Genomic DNA, 24,944 nt, shown 5'->3' on the forward strand with positions numbered 1-24,944 from the left:
CCTCGGTACTAGCGGACCTCGGTACTAGCGGACCTCGGTGATCTCCGGGCCGCGCTGGAACGGGTCGAGGTCGCCCGCGAAGCGGTCCTCCTCGGCGCCCTGCGGCGGCACGAGCCCGCTGTTCGGGTCGACCTGCGCGTTCTCCGGGAGCCGCAGCAGGATCGGGTCGCGCGGCGCCATCGGTTCGATGCCGCGGACCACGACGGTGTCGCGGAACATGGCCTCCAGGTCGGCACCCACCGCGGGGTCGACCGCGGCCCGACCGGAGATCACGCCGCGCAGGAACCAGCGCGGCCCGTCGCACCCGACGAAGCGGACCAGCTGGTGGCCCTGCGTCCCGTCCGGGAGCTGTACCGGCACCTGGGCCCGCAGCTCCCAGCCGAGGCCGGCGTCCTGCTCGTCCACGACACCACCCTGCTGGGTGATCCCGGAGGCGATCTCGGCGCGCACCTCGTGCCAGATGCCCTCGTTACGGGGGGCGGCGAATGCCTGCAGCTGGAGACCGCTGTCCTCGAGGACCACCGTCGCGGCGATGATGAGGTCGTTGGAGACCTCGACCCGCAGCTCCATGCGCGGGTCGCTCGGAATGAGCATCCCGCCCAAGTCGATGCGCTCCTCGTTGGGATCCTCGAGTTCGTCGAAGTCCCACGGGCCGTCCGGCCGCGGAGCGGGAGGGATCGGTCGGCTCAGCTCCTCGAGGTCCGTGTCGTCGGAGGCTGCCACGTCTCCGCCGTTCCGGGCCTCGTCGGCACCGTTCTCGTCCTCGTCTTCGATGGTCTCGTCGAGGTCTTCGCGCTCCTCGACGGGCAGATCATCCTTTTCGCTGCGTCGGCGACGACCGAACACGTCACAGTCCTTCCCTGTCGGAGGCCGAGTCTTGCACGATGCCCGCGCTGCCTGCGGCAACGGACGTCGAAACGCCGATGGCCGCGTGCCCGCCGGTGGACCCGAAGCCGCCTTCGCCCCGCCCGGAACCGGGCAGCTCGGCGACCTCGTGGAACCCCGCTCGCTCGACCCGTTGGATCACGAGTTGGGCGATTCGGTCGCCGCGTCGAAAAACGACCGGCGTACGCAGGTCGTGGTTGACCACGACAACCTTGATTTCGCCACGGTATCCCGCATCGACTGTGCCCGGGGCGTTCACCAGCGATACTCCGCACCGCGCGGCGAGCCCGGAGCGCGGATGGACGAACGCGGCGTAGCCGTCGGGCAGCGCGATCGCGATGCCGGTGGGCAGGACCATCCGCTCCCCCGGGGCGATCTCGGCGTCCTGGGCGGTCACCAGGTCCGCCCCGGCGTCGCCGGGATGCTCGTAGGCGGGCAGGGGCAGCTCGGGGTCGAGCCGACGCACCAGGATGTCCACACTCGTGCTCACGGGTTCACCTCGAACGCTCGGGCCGCCTTCATCAGGTCGGGGTTGTCCATGACGCGCTGCACGTCTTCCGCACGTCCATTGTCGACGAAGTGCTCGAGACCGACGCTGATGAACAGCGCCGCCGCCTCGACGGCGATCGGCCCCTCCGGGGAATCGAGCCGGCCCACCGCGCGCGAGTAGATCTTGCGGCCGGCCACCGCCTCGCACCACGCGTGGATGTACAGCGTGGACCCCACGGGCACCGGGCGGCGGAAGTCCGTCTCCAGGTGCCCGGTCACCGCCGTGGTGTGCAGCATGTAGCCGATCGCCCCGAGGGCCTCGTCGAACGCGCAGGTCAGCAGCCCGCCGTGGGCCAGGCCCGGGGCTCCTTGGTGCAGCGTGGTGACGGTGAACTCGGCGTCCACGGATACGCCCTCGCCGGCGCGTGCGCGAATGCGCAGCCCGCCGGGGGCGGCCTCGCCGCAGCCGAAGCAGTCGCTGTAGTGCTCGCCCAGCTCGGTGCCGGGAGGAGGGGCGTCCGGGTGGGGCTGGGGCACCACCGCTTCCGGAGGCGGGGTCAGGGATGTTGGTCGACTCACGCCGAAGGACACTACCGTCGTTCCGACCGACACCCGCGCAGAGGCTCGGGGGCCTCCAGCGCCGCCGCCCGAAAGGGCCGCGGGACGGAAGGAAGCGCATGACCAAGAGCGTGGTCGTCACCGGGGCGACCGGTGGGATCGGCCTTGCCATCGCCCTGGAGCTGGCGGGATCCGGCTTCGACGTGATCGGCACGGCCCGGACCGAGGAGAAGGCCGAGCGCTTGCGCGAGGCCGCGGAGCGCGCCGAGGTGGGCGTGCGCACGGTCCTGCTCGACGTCGCCGACGCCACGTCGACGGTGAAGGCCTTCACCGAGATCGCCGGGATGACCGGCGGCGGCCCGTGGGCCGTGGTCAACAACGCCGGGATCGCGCAGCCCGGCGCGATCGAGGACGTGGACGACGAGCAGATCCGGGCCCAGCTGGAGACCAACCTGATCGCCCCCGCCCGGATCGCGCGCCTGGTCCTGCCCCAGATGCGCCAGCGCCGGGACGGTCGGATCGTCAACATCTCGTCCGTCTCCGGCCGGGTCTCGTCCCCGTTCGTGGGCTGGTACTGCGCGAGCAAGCAGGCCCTCGCGGCGGTCACCGACGCGCTGCGGATCGAGACCGCCGGGTTCGGCGTCAAGGTGGTCCTGATCGAGCCGGGCAGCTTCGGCACCGACATCTGGGAGCGCAGCATGTCCCGGTTGCCGCCGCGCAAGACGTCGGCCTACAACGACTCGTACGACCTCGCGGACGACGTCGTACGGCGCGCCAAGACGCTCCCGGACCCGGCCCCGGTCGCGCACGCCGTACGGACCGCCCTGAGCGTGCCGCGGCCGCGGCCGCGCTATCTCGTGGGCAACGACGCGAAGGCCGGCGCGATCCTGGACCTGCTCGCTCCGACGGCTCTTTCGGATTACGCCAAAGGGGTGGCAACGGGTCTGCGTACACCCCCGGAGGGCGTCACGCGCGCGCTCGCGCGCCTGACCCGACGACACGGCCCGCGCTGAACCGTGTCGGGCGGACATGACAGGCTGGTGCCATGCAGGCGTACAGCGAACGACTCGGCGTACCGGCCTCGTGGTGGGCCCTGACCCTTCTGATGGGCGTCTCGGGCGCCCTGGTGGGGTTGGCGTTCGGGGTGGTGCCGACGATCGCCCTGACGCTGGCGTGCGCGGGCGCGGCGGCGTGGGCCACGAGCGCCTACGGCTCGGTCCGGATCACCGTCACCGACACGGAGCTGCTCGCGGGCAAGGCCCGCGTCCCGCTCACGGCGCTCGGCGAGGGCGTCGCCCTCGAGCCCGAGCAGGCCCGCTCGATGCGGATGGAGAACGCCAACCCGCGCGCCTTCATGCTGCTGCGCTCGTACATCCCGACGGCCGCGCGGATCGAGGTCACCGACCCGGCCGATCCCACGCCCTATCTCTACCTGTCGTCGCGCAACCCGCAACGCCTGGTCGACGTCGTGGCGGCGGTGCGCGCCCGCGCCTGATCGGCCGCGGGCGGGACCGTCCGGGCGGACCCGCCCGGCTCCGGACAGTCAAGAACGCCCGCCGGTGGTGCGGCGGACGTTCGACTTCGTACGTCGTGCGTGCCTCGGGTCATGCGTGCTGCTTCATCACCCGCTGCGTCCTGCCTCGTGGATGCGCGTTCAAGGACGCTCGGCGAACGTCGACGGTCCAACTCCTGCCGGTACCCGTATGGCGTGTGCAGGGTTGCCGTTCATCGCCGGCCGTCCTCGACCGAACACGATCAGGCGCAGTCGCTGCAGATCGCCTGGCCGTCCTTCTCCTTGGCCAGCTGGCTGCGGTGGTGCACCAGGAAGCAGCTGGAGCACGTGAATTCGTCGGCCTGCTTCGGGACGACCCGGACGGACAGCTCCTCATTGGAGAGGTCCGCACCGGGAAGCTCGAGAGACTCGGCCTGCTCGAACTCGTCGACGTCGACCGAACCGGCCGACTTGTCCACGCGCCGAGCCTTCAGCTCCTCGATGCTGTCTTCGTTGATGTCGTCGTCGGTCTTACGCGGGGTGTCGTAGTCGGTTGCCATGTACCTCTCCCCCTCCGGGTGGATCTGCGGTGCTCAGTCGTGCAGACATCACCCGTGAACCTTCCTGGATGATGCCTTCAGCGCACGTAACGCTTGAGGGGCCGGAGTTGTGCCCGACCCGAAGCGCAGATTTTGCCTTACATCAAGGCTCGTTACGCAATCGACACCCAACCGAACCCCCAAAGAGGTGACTTGGTTGGATGGGGGGCCACTGTAACCCCGTACCGCCCTGCACAACCAGGAGGAATCGTGACGGTCTACGCGCTGGGTGATCAAATACCCAAGGTGCACCCCGATGCGTATGTGCACCCGGATGCGGTCGTGATCGGCAGCGTGGAGATCGGCGCGGATTCTACGGTGTGGCCGGGTGCCGTACTGCGCGGGGATCACGGCCGGATCGTGATCGGCGAGCGCACGTCGGTGCAGGACGGGTGCGTCCTGCACACCACGGCGCCGTGGCCGACCGTAGTGGGCGACGAGTGCGTGATCGGTCACATTGTGCATCTGGAGGGCTGCGTGATCGAGGATCGCTGCCTGGTCGGGAACGGCGCCGTCGTCATGCATCAGGCCGTCGTGCGGACAGGTGCCCTGGTGGGAGCGGGTGCGGTGGTCGGAAACCGGATCGAGGTGCCGTCGTTCGCGATGGCACTCGGGGTGCCGGCGAAGATTCGGGAGAACGCCGTTCCGGCCGGCGCGTTCGACGAGGCGGTGCGCAGTTACGTCGCCAACGGTCGACGCTTCCGCAAGGAGTTGCGCCGGATCGACTGATCGACGCGCCGCGGAGCGGATGGTCCGGGTGTGTCGGATCGCACACGTCGGGGTTCGTTTGAACCGACGGGTTGCCCCGTATATAAGTGCGAACACGGGGGCGACATTCGGGGAGATTCGTGCTTGAGCTAGCCGGCCTGGACAAGCGGTTCGGGGAGAAGGTCGTACTGCGCGACCTCTCCCTGACCGTTCCTCCGGGCCAAATGTTCGGTTTTGTCGGCACCAACGGCGCCGGCAAGACCACCACCATGCGGATAGCCCTCGGCGTCCTGGCGACCGACGCGGGCGAGGTCCGCTGGCAGGGCCGCCCGGTCGACCGGGCGATCCGCCGGCGGTGGGGATACATGCCGGAGGAGCGCGGCCTGTATCCGAAGATGCGGATCCAGGACCAGCTCGTGTACCTCGCCGAGCTGCACGGGATGAGCCGTTCGGACGCGCGGACGTCGGCCACGCGCTGGCTGGAGCGGCTCCAGGTCGCGGGTGGGCCCGCGGATCGTCTGGAGACGCTGTCCCTGGGCAACCAGCAGCGCGTCCAGCTGGCCGCCGCGCTCGTCCACGAGCCCGAGCTGCTCGTCCTGGACGAGCCGTTCTCCGGGCTCGACCCGGTGGGGGTCGACGTGATGGCCGGGGTCCTGCGCGAGCGGGTCGAGGCGGGGGCCTCGGTGGTGTTCTCCAGCCATCAGCTCGAACTGGTCGAGTCGCTGTGCGACGCGGTCGGGATCATCAAGGACGGGCGTATGCACGCCGCCGGCACGGTGGCCGAGTTGCGCGGCGACAGCCGCGCGGTGCGCTACCGCGTGGTCGTCGACGGTGCCCGCGCGCACTGGGCCGACGAGCTGCCCGGCCTGAAGGTGCTGTCCGAGGACGAGAACGCGGTCCTGGTCGAACTGCTCGCCGGGACGAACGAGCAGGGGCTGCTCGACGCGGCCCGCGCGGCGGGCCGGGTGCGCGCGTTCGCGCCCGCCACCCCCTCGCTCGCCGAGCTTTTCCGCGAGGTCGTCAACGGGACGGAGGTCGGCGCGTGAGCACCGGCGGCAGCACATATCGGTCCGCCGTTCGACTCGTCGCGCGGCGCGAGTTCACCGAGCGCATCCGCGACCGGGGCTTTCAGATCTCCGTGGTCGTCATGCTCGCGATCCTGCTCGCGGCGGTCGCGATCCCGGCCGCGATCGGCAACGACTCGGACAAGTACGACGTGGCCTTCCTGGGCCCCCAGCAGGCGCAGCTCGCGCAGACCGCACAGCGCCAGGCGACGCTGCTCGACGTGGACGTGCGGGTCAAGCCGATCGCCGACCGCGCGGCGGCCGACGAGGCGCTCGAGGACGGCAAGCTGGACGCCGTCGTGGACGACGGCCGGATCGTGGTCGACAGCGAGCTGAGCGACCCGCTGGCGGCCGTCCTGCAGAGCTCGTGGGCCACCGTGGAGCGGGACACCCGGCTGAGCGCGCAGGGCATCGACCCGGGCGCGGTGAACCAGGCCTCGGCGATCCAACCGATGCCCAAGACGACCCTGGACCCGGACGCCGACCAGCGCGACGCCCGCAAGGGCATCGCGTTCGTGGGCATCCTCGTGCTCTACGGCATGCTCATGCTGTTCTGCATGTGGGTCGCCAGCGGCGTGGTCGAGGAGAAGTCGAGCCGGATCGTGGAGATCCTGCTCGCGACGGTTCCCGCCCGCGCGCTGTTGACCGGCAAGATCCTCGGGATCGGCCTGCTCGGCCTGCTCCAGATGCTGGTCACGGCGGTGGTGGGACTGGCCGCGGCGACCGCGATGGGCACGATCGAGCTGACCGGCGAGATGGTCTATCCGGTGGCCCTGGTGCTGGTGTGGTTCGTGGTCGGGTACGCGATCTACGCGTGCATGTTCGCCGCCGCGGCGGCCCGGGTGTCCCGCCAGGAGGACCTGCAGAACGTCATCACGCCGATGACGTCGCTGCTGATCGCGTCCTTCCTGGTCGCGCTCTTCCTCGGGCAGAGCGGCGGCACGCTCGCCCAGGTCCTGGCCTATGTACCGCCGTTCTCGGCGATGCTCCAGCCGACGCTGACCGCGGCCGACGAGGCGTCGGTGCCGCAGAACCTCGCGGCGTTCGCGATCTCCCTGGTCGTGCTGGTGCTGCTGGTGCGGCTCGCGGCCCGGACGTACGAGAACGCCGTGCTGCGGATGGGCGGCACGGTCGGCTTCATGGAGTCGTTGCGCTCGACCGCCCGCAAGGGCTGAGCCATCGCACGACGAGGCCCGCCGTCCCTCTCCGGGGCGGCGGGCCTCGTCGCGTGTGTGCGGGGCGGGTCAGCGCTTGTTGGCGGCCTTGCGGGCCTCCAGGGCCAGCCGGCGCTCCTCGAAGCGGTTCGCCTGGGTGTCCAGGCCGCCCAGGAACAGCGCGAGCTCCTCACGGGCCTGCTCGCCGTCCGGGCCGAGGTCGGTGCGCTCCATGATCTTGAGGTGGCGCAGCACCGGCAGGATCACGTCGTTCTGGTGGATCGGCAGGTTGTACACGCCGCCCACCGCGAGCTTGGCCGCCGCGCGCTCGAAGCCGCTGATCCCGTGGCCGGGCATCCGGAAGTCGGTGACCATCTCGGTCACCGCGCGCATCGCCTGGTCCGGGGCGATCTCGAACGCGGCCTTGAGCAGGTTGCGGTAGAAGACCATGTGCAGGTTCTCGTCCGTGGCGACCTTCACGAGCAGTTGCTCGGCGATCGGGTCGCCGCAGGTGCGGCCCGAGTTGCGGTGCGAGACCCGGGTGGCCAGCTCCTGGAACGTCACGTAGGCGATGACGTGGAGCGGGTTGTCCATGTGGTCGCCCTGGTAGCCCGCCTCCATGTGCTCCATGCGCGAGCGCTCCAGCGCGACGGGGTCCACGGCCCGGGCGGCCATCAGGTAGTCGCGGATCGCGATGCCGTGCCGGCCCTCCTCGGCCGTCCAGCGGTGCACCCACGTGCCCCACGCGCCGTCGCGGCCGAACATCGCCGCGATCTCGTAGTGGTAGCTGGGCAGGTTGTCCTCGGTCAGCAGGTTCAGCGTAAGAGCTATCCGGCCGACGTCCGTGAGACCGGACTCCTCCGGCTTCCACGCCTCGCCGCCGAGCACGCCGTCGAAGTCGCGACCGGCACCCCACGGCACGTACTCGTGGGGGAACCACTCCTTCGCCACGGCGAGGTGGCGATCCAGTTCGACGGCGACGACCTGCTCCAGCTCGCGGAGCAGGTGCTCACCGGTGAGGGCGGGGGCGAGAAGATTCATGGGCACTCCAGGGCGTAGGCAGACAACGTCGAACAGCGGCAGACACGGAGGACGACGCTGTGCATCGCCCGCACGACGCGTCCCTACGATTCCGTAACCTACGACAGCGTAAGTTGGTTCCGCCCCCAGACGGAAATGTGATCCACGACTCTCGCACACACGTACGAGTGACTCGACCGGATCCGGCCGGCCGAACCGGGGCCGCTCCCGTGGACGTCGGCAGACCCTAGGGCCACGGGAGCGGCCCCGGCCGGGTCAGCCCGTCGCGAAGCCGATCCGCATCATCAGTCCGCCCTCTTCGAGCGGCTCGACCTCGATCCAGCCCCGGTGGGCGCGCACGATCGAGCGCACGATGGACAACCCGAGTCCGACGCCCTTGTCGCTGGCGACGCGCTCGGTCCGCAGCCGCCGGAAGGGCTCGAACATGTTGTCCACCTCGTAGGCGGGCACGACGGGACCGGTGTTGATCACGGTGAGCACCGCGACCCCGGTGCTCGTCGCGGTCGAGACGTCGACCGTGCCCCCGGCCCGGTTGTAGCGCACCGCGTTCTGGATCAGGTTCATCGCGACCCGCTCCAGGAGCACACCGTTGCCCTGGAGCACGGCCGGGCCGAGGTCGTCGCGCAGCGTCACACCGCGCTCGGCGGCCTCCGCGCCGGTCTGGTCCACCGCGCGGCGGGCCACCTCGGCGAGGTCGACCGGCTTGCGCTCGGTCAGCTCGTTGTCGCTGCGGGCCAGCAGCAGCAGGCCCTCGATCAGGCCCTCGCTGCGCTCGTTGGTGGCCAGGAGGGTCTTGCCGAGCTGTTTGAGCTCCACGGACGCCTCCGGGTCGCCCAACGCGACCTCGAGCAGCGTGCGGTTGATCGCGAGCGGCGTGCGCAGCTCGTGCGACGCGTTCGCGACGAATTTTCGTTGCGACTCCAGCGACCGGTCCAGCCGGTCGAGCATGTCGTCGAAGGTGTCCGCGAGCTCCTTGAACTCGTCGTCCGGCCCGTCCAGGTCGATCCGCCGGTGCAGGTTGGACCCGGCCACCTCACGCGCTATCGAGGTGATCCGCTCCAACGGCCGCAGCACCCGACCCGCCATCACGTAGCCGAACCCGAACGCGACCACCGACAGCAGCAGCAGCGCGAGCAGCGACTGCTGCAACAGCGAGTTGAGCGCGGCGTCGCGCTGGTGGATCTGCTGGACGGTCTGCCAGTCCTCGAACTGCTTGGGCGTCATCGGCTGCCCGTTGATGGTCAGAAAGGTGTTCTGCTGGAGGGTCAGCTGGAGCCGGCCCTCCATCAGGCTCTGCCGCACCAGCAGATAGACCGTGCCGAGCAGCAGCACGCCGGCGATCAGGAACATCCCGCCGTACAGCGCGGTCAGCCGCATCTTGATGGTGGACCGCAGCAGCGCCGGGATCTGCGACGGGGCCATCCGCGACAGGCGCGACATCTCCGCCGCGTCGTCGGCGTCGCGGCCCAGGATCAGCCGCCGGCCGCTGCCGGGCGGGCGCTGCGGCTCGCGGCCGGGCTCGCGGTCGGGTTCGCGACCCGGCTCCCGACCCGGCTCGCGACCGGGTTCGCGGTCGGGCTCCCGCCCGGGTTCGCGATTGGGCCTGGGCGGCGCGGTGGGGCGGGGCGGCGAGTGCGGCGGCCGGCCCGGCCGCGGTGGCGAGGAGGGGGTCGAGGGGCTCGGCTCGGCCGCGGCAGGGGCCGTCCGCGCGTCCTTCGACGCCTCCTGGGCAATGGGGGGTGTGCTGCCGGCTTCCGCCGGGACTGCCCGAGAGCGGTCGTTCATGGCGGTCCTCAAATGCGATAACCGGCGCCGGGCACCGTCAGGATGACGGGCGGCTCGCCGAGCTTGCGGCGCAGTGTCATGACGGTGACGCGCACGACGTTGGTGAAGGGGTCGGTGTTCTCGTCCCATGCCTTCTCGAGCAATTGCTCGGCCGAGACCACGGCGCCGTCCGCGCGCATGAGCACGTCGAGCACCGCGAACTCCTTGGGCGACAGGTGCACCGGCACGCCCTCGCGCAACACCTCGCGCCGGTTCGGGTCGAGCCGGATGCCGGCCCGCTCCAGGACCGGCGGCAGCGGCGCCACCGCGCGCCGGCCGAGCGCGCGCACCCGGGCGATCAGCTCGCTGAACGCGAAGGGCTTGGGCAGGTAGTCGTCGGCCCCCAGTTCGAGGCCCTCGACCCGGTCGCTGACGTCGCCCGCGGCGGTCAGCATCAACACCCGCATGGGGATGCCCGTCTCCACGACCGCGCGGCACACGTCGTCACCGTGCACGATCGGCAGGTCGCGGTCCAGGACCACCACGTCGTAGTCGTTGACGGCGATCCTCTCCAGCGCCGCCTCACCGTCGTACACGACGTCGACGGCCATGGCTTCCCGGCGCAACCCGGTCGCGACCGCGTCCGCCAGGAGTTGCTCGTCCTCGACTACGAGAACCCGCACCGGCTGTGCCTCCTGCTCGAAGAATGGGAAGGATCCGCTGTCCATCTTCCCTCGGACCCCGGTAAAGCCTCGGTAAGCCGGGCGGCTCGACGCGTCCCGACGGGGCCGGCCGCGACCGTCGGCCGACTCCGCAGCGTCGCGGACGTTACGACACCCCGGTAAGGAGGGAAGGATTCCGGTACGCCCGGGAAAGTCCGACACCACCCCGTTTCTCCGACGAAGGTCCTGGTAAGCCGCTATCGGGACAGCCGCCAAAGGGCAGCGGATCGGTGGTTTCCCCGGCGCCGCACGGGGGGAGGACAACCCAAACCGGCGACGACGAGTGACATTGGGGCGGCCTTATGGACGAATTCACGGCCGGCGTACTGCGACGCATACGTGAGACCGAACAGGCCCTGAAGCAGGCATGTGACACCGGCGACGATTTCCTCGTCGAGGTCGAGCAGTCCGAGCTGGACGACCTCCTGCGGATGGCGTCCGAGCACGGCGTTCGGGTACTGCCCGAGAGCGCCTGAGACACACGAGTTCCTCACTTCCCCCGGCGAGGTCCCCAGTGGACGCCGGGGGTTCGGCTGTCAGGCCACCGTGCGTGGGGCCCGGATCCATCGGATCCGGGCCCCACGCACGCTCCGTTCCACGCGGGCGGAGCGCTGCTACGCGCCCAGGGCGCCGAGGGCACCCGCGAGTTCGGCGTGCAGCCCGGCGGGCGCGGCCAGGCACACGGTCGAGCCGTCCGCCTCGGGCCACAGGTCCTCGACGACCTCGGCGCCCGCCTCACGGGCGATCAGCGCGCCGGCGGCCACGTCCCACGGGTTCAGGCCGCGTTCGTAGTACGCGTCGACGCGGCCCGCGGCCACCGAGCACAGGTCGATCGCGGCCGAGCCGGCCCGGCGCAGGTCGCGCACGCGCGGCAGCAGCTCGGCGATCACCGCGGCCTGCCGGGTGCGCCGCTCGACCGTGTACGCGAAGCCGGTCGCGATCAGCGCCCGCGCCGGCTCGACCGCGGCGCGGCAGCGGATCGGCTTGCCGTCGCGGTACGCGCCGCCGCCGCGCACGGCGTGGAAGGTCTCGCCGACCACGGGCACCTCGACCACGCCGATCAGCGTGCCCTCGGCCGTCTCGGCGGCGATCGACACGCACCAACCGGGCAGGTCGTACAGGTAGTTCACGGTGCCGTCGATCGGGTCGATCACCCACCGCACGCCGCTGGTGCCCTCGCTCGCCTCGCCCTCCTCGCCGAGGAAGCCGTCGTTCGGACGGTGCGTGCGGATCCGCTCGATGATCAGCTTCTCGGCGGCGGTGTCCATCTCGGTGACCACGTCGGTGGGGCTGCTCTTGGTCGCCGCGACGCCGAGGTCGGCGGGGCGCTCGTGCAACAGGAAGCCCCCGGTGTGCCGGGCCGCGTCGCGGGCGATGGCCAGGAGTTCCGCGGTGTCGATCGTCATGGCGCCATCCTGCCGGCGGCGTGGCCCAGCAGCGCCGCCCCGCGCGGCGCCCGCGCCGCCGCGTCCGGGTCGCCGCGCAGCGCGCGCGGGTCGGGGCAGCAGCCGATCGGGCACACGTCGTGCGCGGCGCCCAGCCCGCCCAGCGCGCACCGTGTCACGGCCGCTCCGCGCGCGGTCGCGGCCCGCTCCAGGACCAGCTCGCGCACGGCCGCGGCGAACCGCGGATCGGCCCCGGTGGTCGCGGCCCGGGCGATCGGCAACCCGATCCGCGCGGCCGTCGCGGCGGCCTCGACGTCGAGGTCGTAGACCACCTCCATGTGGTCGGACAGGAACCCGATCGGCACCAGCACCACCGCCGGCACCTCGTCCTCGCGCAGCCGCACGAGGTGGTCGTTCACGTCCGGTTCCAGCCACGGGACCTGCGGCGGCCCGCTGCGGCTGGAGTACACCAGGTCCCAGTCGTGCTCGCGCCCGAGCGCGCGCGCGACGCCCTCGGCGACCAGGCGCGCGGTCTCGCGGTGCTGCGCGACGTAGGCGCCGCCGGCCGGACCCGCCGTGCGGGCGGTCACCGTCGGGATCGAGTGGGTGACCATCACGAGCCGGGCGGTCGCCCGGACCCGCTCGGGCAGCTCGCCGAGGGCGGTCACGACGTGGTCCACGAGCGGTTCGACGAAGCCAGGGTGGTTGAAGAAGTGCCGCAGCTTGTCGAACACCGGCGCCCGCTCGCCGACCTCGGCCCGGGCCGCGAGCAGGTTCTCGTGGTACTGCGCACAGCCCGAGTAGGACGCGTAGGCGCTGGTCACCAGGACCGCCGCGTGCCGGATCCCGTCGTCGGCCATCCGCCGCACGGTGTCCGCCAGGTAGGGGCGCCAGTTGCGGTTGCCCCAGTAGACCGGCAACCGCACGCCGCGCTCGGCGAAGTCGGCCTCGACCGCCGCGATCAGGGCGCGGTTCTGCGCGTTGATCGGGCTGGCGCCGCCGAAGTGTCGGTAGTGGCCGGCCGCCTCTTCGAGACGTTCGCGGGGCACCCCGCGTCCCGTGGTCACGTTCTCCAGGAACGGGAGCACCTCGTCGGGGGCGTCCGGGCCGCCGAAGGAGAGCACCAGGAGCGCGTCGAACGGTCGGGGGTCGGGGGCCTGTGTCGCGTGCATGCCTGTGATCCTCGCATCGCGGCGCGCGCTCCCTCACATCCGGACGGGCCGCAGCACGAGTGAGTTGCGGCCCATCCACACGCGACCCCTTCCGGGTCCCGTGACCGGCGAGTAATGTCCGCCAGATCCCACGGCGACCCAGGAGGAACCCGTTGACCAGCGCCACCCCCGCCGTCTCCAAGACGCCTCCCACCTGGCGGAACTGGACCGGCAACCAGTCCTCGCGTCCGCACTCCGTGCTCACGCCGCGATCGGCCGAGGAGGTCTCCGCCGCGGTCCGCCGGGCCGCCGCGCAGGGTCTCGCGGTCAAGGCCGTGGGCGCGGGTCACTCGTTCACGTCGGTCGCGGTGACCGACGGCGTGCAGATCCGCCCGGAGGGGCTGACCGCGGTGCACGCGCTCGACCGCAGCGCGGGGACCATCACGGTGGGATCGGGGATGCGACTCAGCGAGTTCAACGCGCTGCTCGCCGGGTACGGTCTCGCGCTCACCAACATGGGCGACATCCAGGTGCAGAGCCTGGCGGGCGCGACCTCCACCGGCACGCACGGGACCGGCCGGGTCTCCGGCTCGCTCGCCCAGCAGATCCGGGGCATGGAGATCGTGCTCGCGGACGGCGAGATCACCACCTGCTCGGCGACCGAGAACGCCGAGTTGTTCGCGGGCGCCCGGGTCGGCCTGGGCGCGCTGGGCGTCGTGACGGCACTGACGTTCGCGGTGGAGCCGAGCTTCCTGCTCGAGGCGCGCGAGGAACCGATGAAGCTCGACGCGGTACTCGCGGACTTCGACAGGTTGTGCGCCGACAACGAGCATTTCGAGTTCTATTGGTTCCCGCACACCGACAACTGCAACGTGAAGCGGAACAACCGTGTCGACGGTCCCGCGAAACCGCTTTCCAAGGCGCGTTTCCTGCTGGACGACGAATTGTTGTCCAACGGTGTTTTCGCGCTCGCGTGTCGGGTAGGCAAGGCCGCTCCCAAGACGGTTCCCGCGATCGCCCGACTCTCCAGTCGCGCGTTGTCCGCGCGCACCTACTCCGACACCTCGCACAAGGTGTTCACGTCTCCGCGCCGAGTGCGTTTCATCGAGATGGAGTACGCGCTGCCGCGCGAGGCCGCGACCACCGCCCTCGCCGAGGTGCGCGCCTTCGTCGAGGCCGCGGATCTGCCGATCAGCTTCCCCGTCGAGGTACGCGTGGCGCCCGCGGACGACCTGTGGATGTCCACGGCCCACGGACGCGACACCGCCTACATCGCGGTGCACATGTACAAGGGAACGCCGCACGAGCGGTACTTCACCGAGGTGGAGAAGATCATGGTCGCGCACGGCGGACGCCCGCACTGGGGCAAGATGCACACGCGCGACGCGGACTACTTCGCGAAGCTCTACCCGCGGTTCGCCGACTTCACGGCGCTCCGGAACCGGGTGGACCCGGAGCGCCGCTTCGGCAACGACTACCTGCGTCGCGTCCTGGGCGACTGAGTGCCCTGACTCACGGCGCCGGCACGCGCGCGGCGCCGGCGCCGGAGCCCTGCGCCGAGCCCGCGCCGCCCGCCCCGGCCCCGCCGCCCGGGTTCGCGCCGCCGGCGTTCTCGCCGCTCGAACCGCCGGCGGGCGGCGAGGGGGGCGTCGTCGAGGGCGGCGTCGAGCCGGTCGGATCCGGGGACGGGGTGCCGCTCGGGCGGGTGGACGGCGTGGTCGAGGGGGTCGGAGTCGAGCCCTCGCCCCCGGTGTTCCCGCCGGATGTGCCCTGGTCCCCCGTGCCGGGGCTCTCCCGGTGTCCCGGCTCGGCGGAGCCGCTCGGGCTCGGCGTCGAACCGGTCGGCGGCTTCGGGGTGTCGTGCCGGGCGGGCTTGTCGTCGACGATGTGCGAGATCGTCGAGCCGCCCTTGTCGCCGTGCCCGAACAGGCTCGCGAACGAACGGCCGAGCGCGGTCTCGGTGAGCGTCACCACACCCATGGCGACGACGAACACCAGCACGGCCCCCACGAGCGAGCGCCCGAGCCGGACCCGGCGCCCGCCGGATTGTGCCGAGGACCCGGTGTCGCCCACGCGCGTGGCGCCGGTCCCGACGACGCCGGCGACGTCGAACCGCTCGTATTCGCCGACCGGCAGCAGGACCGTCTCGTCGGTCGCCGGCCGCCGGTCGGCCGGCCCCGTCGGCCTGCCGGGCACCTCGGTGGGGTCGGGGCTCGGCCCGCCCTCCTGTGCCGGGATCAGCGTCGCCCGCACGTCGCGCAGTTGCTCGCCGGTGCGCTTGACCAGGTGTACGTACACCGCGCTGCCGACGGTGGCGACCACGCTCGCGAGCGCGGCGCCGATCACCGTCCCGGCCACTCCCAGTGTGGAAAGCAGGAAAGCCGACGAGATGGCCGCCAGGGCACTGCCCACGACTTGTACCGCGTTGACATCGATCCGGCGACGTTCACTCTCGAGCCTTTCCGGCATCACTTTCCCTGGGCGTCTATCCACGGACGGTTGTTAATCATGAAAAACAGGACTTCACCCTGGTTACGACTGAATGGCCCATCGAGATCGTTCCAATCGGCCCAATCTTGTGATCGACATCACCCCGGACGGCCGAAAACGACTCGTCCGAACGGGACGCGCCGATGCGGCGCGGTGTGTCCCGGTAGAGCCCCCGAATGGAGTACTGTTCACGCCAGGTTCCGGAAAGACCTGTGCGAGAAGGGGGAGGCGACCGACCGCAGAGGTCGAGGTGGGGCACCGCCCCGGTATCTACCCGAAATGGTGTAACCAAGGCAATTCGGCCAGTCAGGTAATAAATCCGACACGCCGGACAACTCGGTCAGGTTGTGGCCATGCCGAGGCTGGGCAGGTCACACTCGTAGCGGGAGCAACGACGCAGGTGACGTCGGCAGGCACCACCCGGGAGGTCCCCATGCCCGAACTGCGTGTCGTGGCCGTCAGCAACGACGGCACACGGTTGGTGCTGAAGGCTGCCGACGGCACTGAGTACATGTTGCCCATCGACGAACGGCTCCGTGCCGCCGTCAGGGGCGACCGCGCGAGGCTCGGCCAGATCGAGATCGAAGTCGAGAGCCAGCTGCGTCCGCGGGACATCCAGGCCCGGATAAGGGCCGGTGCCACCGCGGAAGAGGTCGCACAGCTCGCCGGGATTCCGGTGGACCGCGTGCGGCGTTTCGAGGGCCCCGTGCTCGCCGAGCGTGCCTTCATGGCCGAGCGGGCGCGCAAGACCCCGATCCGCCGGCAGGGCGAGACCACCGGACCGCTGCTGGGCGAGATCGTCACCGAGCGACTGCATCTGCGCGGCGCGGACTCCGAGTCCGTGCAGTGGGACTCGTGGCGGCGCGACGACGGCAGCTGGGAGATCCTGCTGCTCTACCGCGCCGACGGCGAGATGCGCTCCGCGAGCTGGAGCTTCGACCCGCCCCGCCGCCTGGTCACCACGAACGACGACGAGGCCCGTTCGCTGATCGGCGAGCACCCGGCCGCGTCCGAGACCCCGTTCCCGTTCCGCCCGCGACTGGCGACGATCCCGCGCGAGAGCGACGACGACGCGATCACGAGCCTGCTCGACGCGGTGCCCGGACTGCGCGGCGAGGACCGGCAGCAGCCGCAGCAGGCCGCGCCCGGGCCGATGCGGATCGACGTGACCGCGCTCGCCGAACGCCCGCGCGTGGGCAGCATCGAGCGCCCCGAACGGATCGAACGCGCGGAACGCGTCGAGCGGATCGAACGACCCGAGCGGGTGGAACGGGTCGAGCGAGTGGAGCGCCCCGAGCGTCCCGAACCGCTCGAGGAGGAGGAGTCCCAGGCTCCCGCGGCCGCCGCGGCGGGCGCCGGCAGCGCGTACGAGAACGTGCTGGTGCCGCGCGGCGTGGTCGGTCCGCACCGCGAACGGCTGGTCGGCAGCACCGACCGGCAGGCCGAGGCCGACGGCGTGCGACCGGGTCGCCGGGCGACCGTACCGAGCTGGGACGAGATCGTGTTCGGCAGCAGGCGCAAGCGTCGGGACTGACGAACCGGCGGGGATACGGATGTGCGTACGGGAGCCGAGGGCCCGCTCCGGGCCCTCGGCTCCCGCGTGTGCTCAGGCGCCGATGGCCACCGGACGCGTCGGGTCGGAGATCCAGTCGCTCCACGAACCGGCGTACAGCGCGGCCGGCACACCCGCGACGGACAGCGCGAGCACCTCGTGCGCGGCGGTGGTGCCGGAGCCGCAGTACGCCCCCACCCGCACCCCGTGCACGGCGCCGAGCGCCGCGAAGTGCTCCTTGAGTTCGGCGGGTTCGCGGAAGCGCCCGTCGGCCCGCAGGTAGTCGGTCGCGGGCGCGCTGACCGCGCCGGGGATGTGGCCGGCCTTCGCGTCGATCGGCTCGGTCTCGCCGCGGAAGCGCTCGGCGGCGCGCGCGTCGAGCAGCACCCCGCCGCTCTCGACGAGCGCCACCGCCTCGTCCGCGTCCAGCTTCGGCAGCATCCCCGGACACGGCATGAACGTGCCCGGCTCGGCGGGCGGGGGCTCGACGTCGGTGACCGGCAGGCCCGCCGCGGCCCAGGCCGCGAGGCCGCCGTCGAGCACCCGCACGCGGTCGTGGCCGTGGTGGCGCAGCAGCCACCACGCGCGGGCCGCGGCGATGCTGTTGCGCGAGTCGTAGACGACGACCTCGGTGCCCGGGCCGACCCCCAGGCGCCGCATGGCCGCACCGAACGCGGCGGGCTCGGGCAGCGGATGCCGGCCCTCGGCCCCGCTCGGGGTGCGCGGCCCCGCCAGGTCCTTGGCGAGGTCGACGAAGCGCGCGCCGGGGATGTGGCCGGCGCGGTAGGTCTCGATTCCGGGCGGGCCCCCGAGCAGCCACGAAACGTCCAGGAGGAGCGGCGGCGACGAGCGGTCGAGGGCGGCGGCCAGGTCGGCCGCGGAGATCAGGGAACTCATGCCTGCATCCTGCCTCGTGCGGCGGCGACCGACGAGCACATGTCGGACCCCGATGGCAGCATCGATGGCGTATCGTCCCGAATTGTCGCCGTCTGCCGAGGAGGCAGTGATGAGCGAGTGGACCTCGCGGTATCCCACCGGTGTGCCGTGCTGGGTGGACCTGGGTGTACCCGATGTCGAGGCCGGACTGGCCTTCTACCGCGCGCTGTTCGGCTGGGAAGGGGAGATCGGCCCGGCCGAGTTGGGCCACTACACGACGTGCACGCTCCGCGGCCTCCCGGTCGCCGGGATGATGGGGCGAATGCCCGGCCAGGAGGGCCCGCCGGCGTGGACCACCTACCTCGCGGCGGACGACGCCGACGCGATCGTGCGCAAGGTCACCGAGGCGGGCGGCACGGTGGTCTCGCCGGCGATGGACGTCATGACGTTCGGTCGGATGGCCGTCGCCGCCGACCCCACGGGCGGCGTCTTCGGCGTGTGGCAGGCCGGCGACCACAACGGCGCGGGCGTGGTCGACGAACCCGGCGCGGTGGTGTGGAACGAGCTGTACACGCCCGACAGCGCGCGGGCCAAGCGGTTCTACGCGGCGGTGTTCGGGTTCGGCTACGAGGACATGTCCGACGCCGACTTCGACTACGCGACCTTCCACGTCGAGGGCACCCTGCGCGGCGGCGTCGCGGGCGTCGCCGACGGCCCGCCCCCGCACTGGGCCACCTACTTCGCGGTGGGCGACGCGGACGAGACGGTCGACCGGGTGGACAGTCTCGGCGGCGAGGTCCTGCGCGGCCCGGAGGAGTCCCCGTACGGCCGAGTGGCCGCCGTACAGGACCCGCAGGGCGCGCTGTTCAACGTGATCGCGGTCGCGTCGGATCCCGACGGCTCGCAATAGCCGGTGCGGAGCGGCTCGCCACGCCGACCGAAACCGGCGCACCCCTCAGGCAAACGGGTGACGTAGAGTCGGGCGTGACGGGCTCCCGTCCGGAAACGGGGTCCGGGATCGGCGGGATCCGTGCGCCTACGTACACACGGGATCACGTCGCCCGCGGCCACCATCCCCGGTCGGGAGACGCATCTTCGTCCCGACCATCGAGGGGGTCCATTCCATGGGCAAGCTGTTCAAGATCGTTCTGTCGCTCGCCGCCATCGCCGGCGTCGCCACGCTCGTCGTGTCGAAGAAGCGCAACCAGGCCTGAGACGGGCCGCGGCACGGCGGAGGGGCGGTCTCCCGATCGGGAGACCGCCCCTCCGCCGTTTTCGCTGTTTCCGTTTTCCGTTCCCGCGCCGATCAGGCGCGGACCTCGAGCAGCGGTACGAGTTGCTCGGCCGCGGTCAACGAGCCGTGTACGCCGGTGAGACGGGACTCCCCGGGCTCGCGTCGGGAGGCCACGACCGCGACGTCGCCGAAGGCCGCCGCGACGATGTCGCCGATCCGCTCGCGGACCCGGTCCTCGACGACCGGCCCGAACCAGCCGGCCTCGATCGCCTCGTCGCGGGTGAGCACCCACATCTGGTCGCCGAGCATGTCGTCCCAGATCGCGTACACGTCCTTGGTCGCGCCCGGGCGCGTGTAGACGTGCCGGGCACGGGCCTCGCCGCCGAGCAGCGCGACGCCGGCGGACAGGCCGGGATCGGCGTCCACGTCGATCCGGTGTTCGGGGGCGACGTCCACCATGCCGTGGTCGGCGGTCACGTACAGGACCGAGTCGGCGGGCAGTCCTTCGGCCAGCGCGCGCACGACGCCGTCGATCCGGCGCAACTCGGCGCGCCACTCGGGCGAGTCGACGCCCATGCCGTGGCCGCACCGGTCGAGTTCGCTGGCGTACGTGTACACGAGGACGGGTCCGGGCCGCGCGAGTTGCTTGAGCACACCCTTGACGCGCGGCTCGCCGAACTCGGCGCCGACGTAGCGCCCGCCGGCGAGCACGGCCTTGGTGAGCGGGGTGTGTTCGAAGATCCGGTCGTTGACCTGCGCGACGGTGATGCCGGCCGCGGCGGCGCGTTCGAGGACGCTCGGGTACGGCTGCCAGGCGCGCGGAGGGACGTCGGCGACCCAACGGAGCTGGTTCATCAGGCGGTTCTCGCCGGGAACGGCGACCGAGTAGCCGACCAGGCCGTGTACGCCGGGGGTGAGCCCGGTGCCGAAGGAGGCGAGGCTGGTCGCCGTGGTCGCCGGGAAGCCGGCGGTGAGCGGCAGGCCGCTGCCGGCGAAGGACGTCCCCAGCAGCGAGTGCAGGTAGGGCGCCTCGGTCGGGTGGGCCCGGAGCAGCTCCCACCCCAGGCCGTCGATCAGGAACACGCACGCGGCGCGCGCGGGCGCGAGGCCGAGCGGGTTCTGCTCCCCCGGCATGCCGAGGGAGGCGGCTATGGAGGGCATGAGGTCGGACAGCGCCCCGGTCCCGTAGCGAGGCAACGGGACCGGGGGTTGTTCGTCGAGCCAGACGGAAGCGCTCACTGGTTGATGCCGGCCACGGCCTCGGACAGCGCACGGGCGAACGTGAGGGTGCGCTCCACGGCTTCGGGGCCGTCGGCCGCCTCGCTGACGCGCAGCGAGAGGTCGTCGGCGGTCAGCGAACCGGTGTAGCCGTGGTCGACCTCACAGTTGGGGTCGGCACAGCCGGCCGGCTCCAGGTCGATCCGGCCGACCGCGCCCCACCCGATGGTGAGCACGGCCTCGCGCGGCGGGGCACCCGGAACGTATTCGGCGGGGTTGCCCACGACGCGGCTGACCACGACCGACTCGAGGCGGTCGATGCGCACGGTCTCGGTGGACGTGGTCGCGTAGGGAGTCGGCGACGTGTCGTCCGGTGCGTGTTCATCCGTGTGGCTGACCAGAAAGCGGCCTGGCGTGAGCACCAGAACGGTGATGTGGCGGCGGACCTCGTTGGAATCGAACGTGGTCTCCTGGTGTACCAGGAATGCGTCGACCGGCTCGGTGCCGATCGTGGACTCGACCGCGTCGGCAACGAGGCTCGGGTAGTAACCGCTGCGCTCGATGGCCGTGCGCAGCCCCTGGGTCGAGGTGGTGGTCTTAGCCATACCCCCCATCCTGGCACCTCCGGGGGCACACGTGCGCCATCCGCCCCGTCCGAAGACCGGGTTGCGCACATGCCGTTGTAAAAAGGTGACGGTTTGTCGATGTAATGACAGACCCGAACGGGTGAGCTGGATGCGCACTGTGGATGCGTCGACTACGGATCGCCACCGTGCGCCTTCCGTGCGCCCTCCCCCGCGTGCCGTCGACCGGGTTGACTGGTCTCTCGAGGGACCCGGCCGGCGCAACAGGGACGCGCCGTGAAGACGGTGGCACCGGCGGATCTCTCACGACACTCGGGCCCTCGTGCGGGGGAACGGGTGACGCGGCCTCGCCGCCGGGGACACTCGGGGAAACGACCGGCGCGAGGCGGCTTGGTCCGGACGCGTCGAGCGGTATGAATGCGCAGCCATGTGGAGGGTCGGCGCGGAGGGGCGTGCCGCGCGGGTTCGGACCGGAGCCGCCGTCGTACTTGCGTGCCACAGCTCGGGGTGGCATGGGGGTGCGGCGGCGGTTTTTTTGGGCGGCTTCGCCGCCGGCTCGCGAGGCGCCGCTTTTTCTCTCCTCCGCTGCGCTCCTCCGAGAAAAAACGGCGCCTCGCTCGTGACGTCGGTGCCCCTCCACTTCGTTCCGGGTCACCGACGTCTTGCCTTGCGGCTCCGCCGCTTTCCTCGCTGCGCTCGTCGATCACGAGCGTGGGGTCGTCGGTGGGCGCTGACGCGCCTGGGTGGGGCTTCGGGGCGGGCGCGGGCGGGTCGGGTTATGCGCGGGGAAGGGACCTGGGGCCCATGTCCGTTCGGGCGGGGGGTTTCGACAGGCGGACCTGGGCGCCCAGGACGTAGGCGCCTTCCGTGGCGGTGATGACCGGGTTGAGTTCTATCGAGGTGACCTGGGGGAGGTCGTCGGCCAGGCGGGAGAGGCGCAGGAGGAGGTCCTCCAGGGCCGGCACGTCCACCGGGCGGGCGCCTCGGTGGCCGAACAGCATGGGGGAGGCTCGGACCTCCCGGACCAGGTCGGCGACGTCCTGGTCGGTGGCGGGGACCAGGCGGTGGGCCACGTCGCCCAGGAGTTCGGTGGCGGGGCCGGCCAGGCCGAAGGACAGGACGGCGCCGAAGGACTCGTCGTAGGTCAGGCCCAGGACGGTCGCGATGCCGTGCGGTGCCATCCGCTGGACCACCAGGCGGGCCTGGTCCGGGCCGCCCAGGCGGGTGGTCAGTTCGCGGAAGACCCGGCGCAGGCCCGCCTCGGCGCCGATGTCCAGGCGGACGCCGTCGATGTCCACGCGGTGCCGCAGGTGTTCGGCGATGGTCTTGAGCGCGACCGGGTAGCCCAGGTCCGCCGCGGCGCGCACCGCCGCGTCCTCGCTGTCCACCCGCACGGCCGGCAGCAGCCGGATGCCGTAGCAGTCCAGCAGGTCGGCCGCGTCCGCCGGGGAGAGCCCGGCCGCGTCGGCGGCGCCGAGTCGGGCCCGGACCAGGGCGCGGGCCTGTTCGGTGCGTACCCCCGGGTGCTCGGGCACCCGTCCGGTCGGCCGCCGCCGCCACGCGGCGTACCGCACCACCTCGGCGAGCGCGCGGACCGCGTTCTCGGGGGCGGGGTAGGAGGGCACCGAGCCGAACGCGGGGACGCCGTCGGCGTCGAGCCGGCGCAGCTGGGTGGGCAGACCCTCGTGCGCGAGGTAGGTGGTCAGCAGCGGCTTGCCGATCTCGGCCGCGTGCCCGGCCATCTCCGCGATCGCGCTCGCGACCTCGTCGCCGGAGGTGGTCAGCGGCGGGATGAACACGGTGATCACCGCGTCCGTCTCGGCCGAGGCGAGCGCGTCGGCGAGTGCCTCGCGGAAGTCGTCGGGGGTCGCGGACGTGGTCAGGTCGACCGGGCGCAGCGGGTTCAGGCCCGCGCTGGCGCACGCGTCCTGGGTGAGCAGGCCGAGCGAGTCGGAGTTGCCGATGATCGCGATCCGGTCGCCGGCGGGCAGCGGTTGGTAGGCGAGCAGTTGGCCGACGTCGAAGAGCTCGGCGACCGTGGGGACGCGGATCACGCCGGCTTGCCGAAACAGCGCGTCGACGGCCGAGTCGGGCAGGGTCAGGGCGCGCGTGACGTGGCCGAGCGGTACGCCCTGGCTGTGTCGGCCCGACTTGACCGCGACGACCGGCTTGGCGCGGGAGACCCGGCGGGCGAGGCGGGTGAACTTGCGCGGGTTGCCGATCGACTCGAGGTGGAGCAGGACGACGTCGGTGGCGGGGTCGTCCTCCCAGTATTGGAGGAGGTCGTTGCCGGAGACGTCGGCGCGGTTGCCGGCGGAGACGAACGTGGAGAGCCCGATGCCGCGACCGACCGTGGATTCCAGGATCGCGATGCCGAGGGCGCCGGACTGCGCGAACATCCCGACCCGGCCGCGGCGCGGCATCCTCGGGGACAGGCTCGCGTTCACCAGCAGGGCCGGGTCGGTGTTGAGGATGCCCAGGCAGTTGGGCCCGATCACGCGCATCCCGCGCCGGCGCGCGGCGCGGACCAGGCGGCGTTGCCGTTCGCGGCCCTCGGGTCCCGTCTCGGCGAAGCCGGAGGAGACCACGACCAGGCCGCGCACGCCCTTGCGGCCGCACTGTTCGACCACGTCCTGGACGGCGTCGGCGGGGACCGCGACGAGCGCGAGGTCCACTCCCCCGGGGACGTCGAGCACCGACGCGTAGGTGGGCACACCGTCGATCGGTTCGTTGCCGGCCTTGGGGTTGACCGCGTACACCTCGCCGGTGAAGCCGGCTTCGAGCAGGTTCGCCAGGAGCGTGTTGCCGACCGTGGACGGGTGTCGGCTCGCGCCGATCACGGCGACCGAGCGCGGGGTCAGCAGGCGTTGGATCGAGCGGGACTCGGCGCGGTGCTCGCGCGCGAGCATCACCCCGAGCGAGGTCTCCGTGGGCGCGAGTTCGAGCGTGAGCCGGACCACGCCGTCCTCGAACGCGGACTGCTGGGTGTACCCGGCCTCGGTGAACACGGTGACCATGCGCCGGTTCGAGGGCAGCACGTCGGCCACGAAGCGGCGGATGCCGCGTTCGCGCGCGACGGCGGCGATGTGTTCGAGCAGGACCGACGCGACACCGCGCCCCTGCTGGTCGTCCTGCACCAGGAAGGCGACCTCGGCGGTCGAGGAGCGGCCCTGCGGGCCGGTGCGGACCGCGCGCCCGTCCGGGCCGATCCGGTCGTAGCGCACGATGGCGACCATCCCGTCGCCGACGAACAGGCCGAGGCCGACCCGGTCCACCCAGTCGTGCGTGGTGAAGTGCCGGACGTCGCGCTCGGACAGGCGGGGGTAGGGCGTGAAGAAGCGCAGGTACTTCGATTCGGCCGAGACCCGCGCGTAGAAGTCGACGAGCCGACCTGCGTCGTCGGGGCCGACGGGGCGCACATGGGCGGTCGCTCCGTCGCGCAACACGACATCGGCCTCCCAGTGCTCGGGGGGCTTCGGCGGCGGACCTGCGCTCTGGGTGGGCTCCACGTTTGCGAGGCTAGTCGGTGCGACCGGCCGCCGGCGCGTTCGAGGCGACCCGACTCGGTTGGTGTCCGGTCGACCTGATAGACCATCAGATACCGTGACCGGTCTCGCCGCAGGAGGTATCCCATGTCCGCTCAGGGCCTGTCCGCCGCTTTCCCCGTCGCCGACATGGCCGCGGCGGTGCGGTTCATGACCGCGGTGCTCGGTGCGGAGCCGACCTTCGTCGACGGCGAGCGGTGGGCCCAGTTCGACGTCAACGGCGGGCGGCTCGCGCTGGCGGGCACCGACCGCGAGGGCGAGTCGGCTTCGGTCATGGTCAAGGTCGCCGACCTGGAGGCGGCGCTGGTGCCGCTGCGCGAGGGCGGCTTCACCGTGGGCGAGTCGGTCGAGGGGCCGCACGAGGTACGGGCGCAGGTGACCGGCCCGGACGGCTGGACCGCCGTGCTGTACCAGCCCCGGCGCTGACCGCGGG

General features: G+C 71.8%; 24 protein-coding genes. 10 read left to right on the forward strand and 14 right to left on the reverse strand.

Translation table 11 applies throughout. The features are described 5' to 3' along the window. Positions 1-24 precede the first annotated feature (24 nt). From OG928_RS09120 to OG928_RS09130, 3 genes are read right to left on the reverse strand one after another with little or no spacing between them, the layout of a single operon-like run. The gene (locus tag OG928_RS09120; protein WP_406281411.1) at positions 25-846 is read right to left on the reverse strand and encodes a DUF3710 domain-containing protein; all 822 of its coding nucleotides are present in this window, start codon (positions 844-846) and stop codon (positions 25-27) included. 1 nt (position 847) lies between these two features. Next, the gene (gene dut, locus OG928_RS09125; RefSeq protein ID WP_406281414.1) at positions 848-1,375 is read right to left on the reverse strand and encodes a dUTP diphosphatase; all 528 of its coding nucleotides are present in this window, start codon (positions 1,373-1,375) and stop codon (positions 848-850) included. After that, the gene (locus tag OG928_RS09130; RefSeq protein ID WP_406281417.1) at positions 1,372-1,953 is read right to left on the reverse strand and encodes a PaaI family thioesterase; all 582 of its coding nucleotides are present in this window, start codon (positions 1,951-1,953) and stop codon (positions 1,372-1,374) included. Before OG928_RS09130 ends, dut begins: the two co-directional genes overlap by 4 nt. 98 nt (positions 1,954-2,051) lie before the next feature. Here OG928_RS09130 and OG928_RS09135 point away from each other — a divergent pair, with 98 nt between their 5' ends. Both OG928_RS09135 and OG928_RS09140 read left to right on the forward strand, forming a co-directional pair. Continuing rightward, a complete protein-coding gene (locus tag OG928_RS09135; protein ID WP_406281420.1) occupies positions 2,052-2,945 on the forward strand; it encodes an SDR family oxidoreductase in 894 nt (297 codons plus the stop codon). 32 nt (positions 2,946-2,977) lie between these two features. Continuing rightward, positions 2,978-3,427: a DUF3093 domain-containing protein gene (locus OG928_RS09140; RefSeq protein ID WP_406281423.1), complete on the forward strand. Its 450-nt coding sequence runs from the start codon at positions 2,978-2,980 to the stop codon at positions 3,425-3,427. A gap of 260 nt (positions 3,428-3,687) precedes the next feature. On the opposite strand, the gene OG928_RS09145 is transcribed toward OG928_RS09140, so the two are convergent. Then, on the reverse strand, positions 3,688-3,984 hold the full coding sequence (locus tag OG928_RS09145; protein WP_020555852.1) for a DUF4193 domain-containing protein: 297 nt from the start codon (positions 3,982-3,984) through the stop codon (positions 3,688-3,690). A 249-nt stretch (positions 3,985-4,233) separates the two neighbouring features. Here OG928_RS09145 and OG928_RS09150 point away from each other — a divergent pair, with 249 nt between their 5' ends. The 3 genes from OG928_RS09150 to OG928_RS09160 all read left to right on the forward strand — a co-directional run bounded on the left by OG928_RS09150 (position 4,234) and on the right by OG928_RS09160 (position 6,970). Then, positions 4,234-4,752 carry a gamma carbonic anhydrase family protein gene (locus tag OG928_RS09150; RefSeq protein ID WP_406281427.1) on the forward strand — a complete coding sequence of 173 codons (519 nt, stop codon included), beginning with the start codon at positions 4,234-4,236 and terminating at the stop codon, positions 4,750-4,752. 119 nt (positions 4,753-4,871) lie between these two features. After that, positions 4,872-5,777 carry an ABC transporter ATP-binding protein gene (locus tag OG928_RS09155; RefSeq protein ID WP_406281430.1) on the forward strand — a complete coding sequence of 302 codons (906 nt, stop codon included), beginning with the start codon at positions 4,872-4,874 and terminating at the stop codon, positions 5,775-5,777. Then, positions 5,774-6,970, forward strand: a complete 1,197-nt coding sequence (locus OG928_RS09160; protein ID WP_406281433.1) for an ABC transporter permease — start codon at positions 5,774-5,776, stop codon at positions 6,968-6,970. The genes OG928_RS09155 and OG928_RS09160 overlap by 4 nt, the downstream gene beginning before the upstream one ends. Before the next feature lie 69 nt (positions 6,971-7,039). On the opposite strand, the gene OG928_RS09165 is transcribed toward OG928_RS09160, so the two are convergent. The 3 genes from OG928_RS09165 to OG928_RS09175 all read right to left on the reverse strand — a co-directional run bounded on the left by OG928_RS09165 (position 7,040) and on the right by OG928_RS09175 (position 10,437). Beyond that, the gene (locus OG928_RS09165; protein ID WP_406281436.1) at positions 7,040-7,990 is read right to left on the reverse strand and encodes an acyl-ACP desaturase; all 951 of its coding nucleotides are present in this window, start codon (positions 7,988-7,990) and stop codon (positions 7,040-7,042) included. A 255-nt stretch (positions 7,991-8,245) separates the two neighbouring features. Beyond that, the gene (locus OG928_RS09170) at positions 8,246-9,775 is read right to left on the reverse strand and encodes a sensor histidine kinase (protein WP_406281439.1); all 1,530 of its coding nucleotides are present in this window, start codon (positions 9,773-9,775) and stop codon (positions 8,246-8,248) included. An 8-nt stretch (positions 9,776-9,783) separates the two neighbouring features. Continuing rightward, positions 9,784-10,437 (reverse strand): response regulator transcription factor, encoded by a 654-nt coding sequence (locus OG928_RS09175; RefSeq protein ID WP_406281442.1) that lies wholly within the window; start codon positions 10,435-10,437, stop codon positions 9,784-9,786. A gap of 341 nt (positions 10,438-10,778) precedes the next feature. Between OG928_RS09175 and OG928_RS09180 the strand changes: the two genes are divergently transcribed. Beyond that, on the forward strand, positions 10,779-10,952 hold the full coding sequence (locus OG928_RS09180) for a hypothetical protein (protein ID WP_020555845.1): 174 nt from the start codon (positions 10,779-10,781) through the stop codon (positions 10,950-10,952). A gap of 138 nt (positions 10,953-11,090) precedes the next feature. Here the strand turns inward: OG928_RS09180 and OG928_RS09185 are convergent, their stop codons facing one another. Together OG928_RS09185 and OG928_RS09190 are read right to left on the reverse strand one after the other, a co-directional pair. Next, positions 11,091-11,882 carry an inositol monophosphatase family protein gene (locus OG928_RS09185; protein ID WP_406281445.1) on the reverse strand — a complete coding sequence of 264 codons (792 nt, stop codon included), beginning with the start codon at positions 11,880-11,882 and terminating at the stop codon, positions 11,091-11,093. After that, entirely contained in the window at positions 11,879-13,033 is a 1,155-nt protein-coding gene (locus OG928_RS09190; RefSeq protein WP_406281448.1) for a ferrochelatase, read from the reverse strand. The genes OG928_RS09185 and OG928_RS09190 overlap by 4 nt, the downstream gene beginning before the upstream one ends. Positions 13,034-13,185: 152 nt before the next feature. Between OG928_RS09190 and OG928_RS09195 the strand changes: the two genes are divergently transcribed. Then, the gene (locus tag OG928_RS09195; RefSeq protein WP_406281451.1) at positions 13,186-14,514 is read left to right on the forward strand and encodes a D-arabinono-1,4-lactone oxidase; all 1,329 of its coding nucleotides are present in this window, start codon (positions 13,186-13,188) and stop codon (positions 14,512-14,514) included. A 10-nt stretch (positions 14,515-14,524) separates the two neighbouring features. Here OG928_RS09195 and OG928_RS09200 read toward each other — a convergent pair whose 3' ends face one another. Continuing rightward, positions 14,525-15,424 carry a hypothetical protein gene (locus OG928_RS09200; RefSeq protein WP_406281454.1) on the reverse strand — a complete coding sequence of 300 codons (900 nt, stop codon included), beginning with the start codon at positions 15,422-15,424 and terminating at the stop codon, positions 14,525-14,527. Positions 15,425-15,902: 478 nt separating this feature from the next. On the opposite strand from OG928_RS09200, the gene sepH reads away from it, so the two are divergent. Further along, the gene (gene sepH, locus OG928_RS09205; protein WP_406281457.1) at positions 15,903-17,036 is read left to right on the forward strand and encodes a septation protein SepH; all 1,134 of its coding nucleotides are present in this window, start codon (positions 15,903-15,905) and stop codon (positions 17,034-17,036) included. Positions 17,037-17,108: 72 nt separating this feature from the next. On the opposite strand, the gene OG928_RS09210 is transcribed toward sepH, so the two are convergent. Beyond that, complete coding sequence (locus tag OG928_RS09210; RefSeq protein WP_406281460.1) at positions 17,109-17,951, reverse strand: sulfurtransferase; 843 nt, start codon at positions 17,949-17,951, stop codon at positions 17,109-17,111. Between the two features lie 109 nt (positions 17,952-18,060). On the opposite strand from OG928_RS09210, the gene OG928_RS09215 reads away from it, so the two are divergent. Continuing rightward, complete coding sequence (locus OG928_RS09215) at positions 18,061-18,840, forward strand: VOC family protein (protein WP_406281462.1); 780 nt, start codon at positions 18,061-18,063, stop codon at positions 18,838-18,840. A gap of 396 nt (positions 18,841-19,236) precedes the next feature. Here the strand turns inward: OG928_RS09215 and OG928_RS09220 are convergent, their stop codons facing one another. The 3 genes from OG928_RS09220 to OG928_RS09230 all read right to left on the reverse strand — a co-directional run bounded on the left by OG928_RS09220 (position 19,237) and on the right by OG928_RS09230 (position 24,475). Then, positions 19,237-20,403: an alkaline phosphatase family protein gene (locus OG928_RS09220; RefSeq protein WP_406281465.1), complete on the reverse strand. Its 1,167-nt coding sequence runs from the start codon at positions 20,401-20,403 to the stop codon at positions 19,237-19,239. Further along, the gene (locus OG928_RS09225; RefSeq protein ID WP_161365428.1) at positions 20,400-20,987 is read right to left on the reverse strand and encodes a DUF5998 family protein; all 588 of its coding nucleotides are present in this window, start codon (positions 20,985-20,987) and stop codon (positions 20,400-20,402) included. Before OG928_RS09225 ends, OG928_RS09220 begins: the two co-directional genes overlap by 4 nt. A gap of 755 nt (positions 20,988-21,742) precedes the next feature. Then, a complete protein-coding gene (locus OG928_RS09230; RefSeq protein ID WP_406281469.1) occupies positions 21,743-24,475 on the reverse strand; it encodes a GNAT family N-acetyltransferase in 2,733 nt (910 codons plus the stop codon). Positions 24,476-24,598: 123 nt separating this feature from the next. On the opposite strand from OG928_RS09230, the gene OG928_RS09235 reads away from it, so the two are divergent. Then, on the forward strand, positions 24,599-24,937 hold the full coding sequence (locus tag OG928_RS09235; RefSeq protein WP_406281472.1) for a VOC family protein: 339 nt from the start codon (positions 24,599-24,601) through the stop codon (positions 24,935-24,937). The last annotated feature ends 7 nt before the right edge of the window (positions 24,938-24,944 follow it).

It is taken from the genome of Embleya sp. NBC_00896 (genome assembly GCF_045207785.1).
In the GTDB taxonomy this organism is placed as follows: Bacteria; Actinomycetota; Actinomycetes; order Streptomycetales; family Streptomycetaceae; genus Embleya.

Coding starts and splice junctions, on each gene's coding strand:
- OG928_RS09135 (WP_406281420.1), top strand. CDS start 2,052: ATGACCAAGAGCGTGGTCGTCACCGGGGCGACCGGTGGGATCGGCCTT.
- OG928_RS09140 (WP_406281423.1), top strand. CDS start 2,978: ATGCAGGCGTACAGCGAACGACTCGGCGTACCGGCCTCGTGGTGGGCC.
- OG928_RS09145 (WP_020555852.1), bottom strand. CDS start 3,984: ATGGCAACCGACTACGACACCCCGCGTAAGACCGACGACGACATCAAC.
- OG928_RS09165 (WP_406281436.1), bottom strand. CDS start 7,990: ATGAATCTTCTCGCCCCCGCCCTCACCGGTGAGCACCTGCTCCGCGAG.
- OG928_RS09170 (WP_406281439.1), bottom strand. CDS start 9,775: ATGAACGACCGCTCTCGGGCAGTCCCGGCGGAAGCCGGCAGCACACCC.
- OG928_RS09180 (WP_020555845.1), top strand. CDS start 10,779: ATGGACGAATTCACGGCCGGCGTACTGCGACGCATACGTGAGACCGAA.
- OG928_RS09185 (WP_406281445.1), bottom strand. CDS start 11,882: ATGACGATCGACACCGCGGAACTCCTGGCCATCGCCCGCGACGCGGCC.
- OG928_RS09190 (WP_406281448.1), bottom strand. CDS start 13,033: ATGCACGCGACACAGGCCCCCGACCCCCGACCGTTCGACGCGCTCCTG.
- OG928_RS09210 (WP_406281460.1), bottom strand. CDS start 17,951: ATGAGTTCCCTGATCTCCGCGGCCGACCTGGCCGCCGCCCTCGACCGC.
- OG928_RS09215 (WP_406281462.1), top strand. CDS start 18,061: ATGAGCGAGTGGACCTCGCGGTATCCCACCGGTGTGCCGTGCTGGGTG.
- OG928_RS09225 (WP_161365428.1), bottom strand. CDS start 20,987: ATGGCTAAGACCACCACCTCGACCCAGGGGCTGCGCACGGCCATCGAG.
- OG928_RS09235 (WP_406281472.1), top strand. CDS start 24,599: ATGTCCGCTCAGGGCCTGTCCGCCGCTTTCCCCGTCGCCGACATGGCC.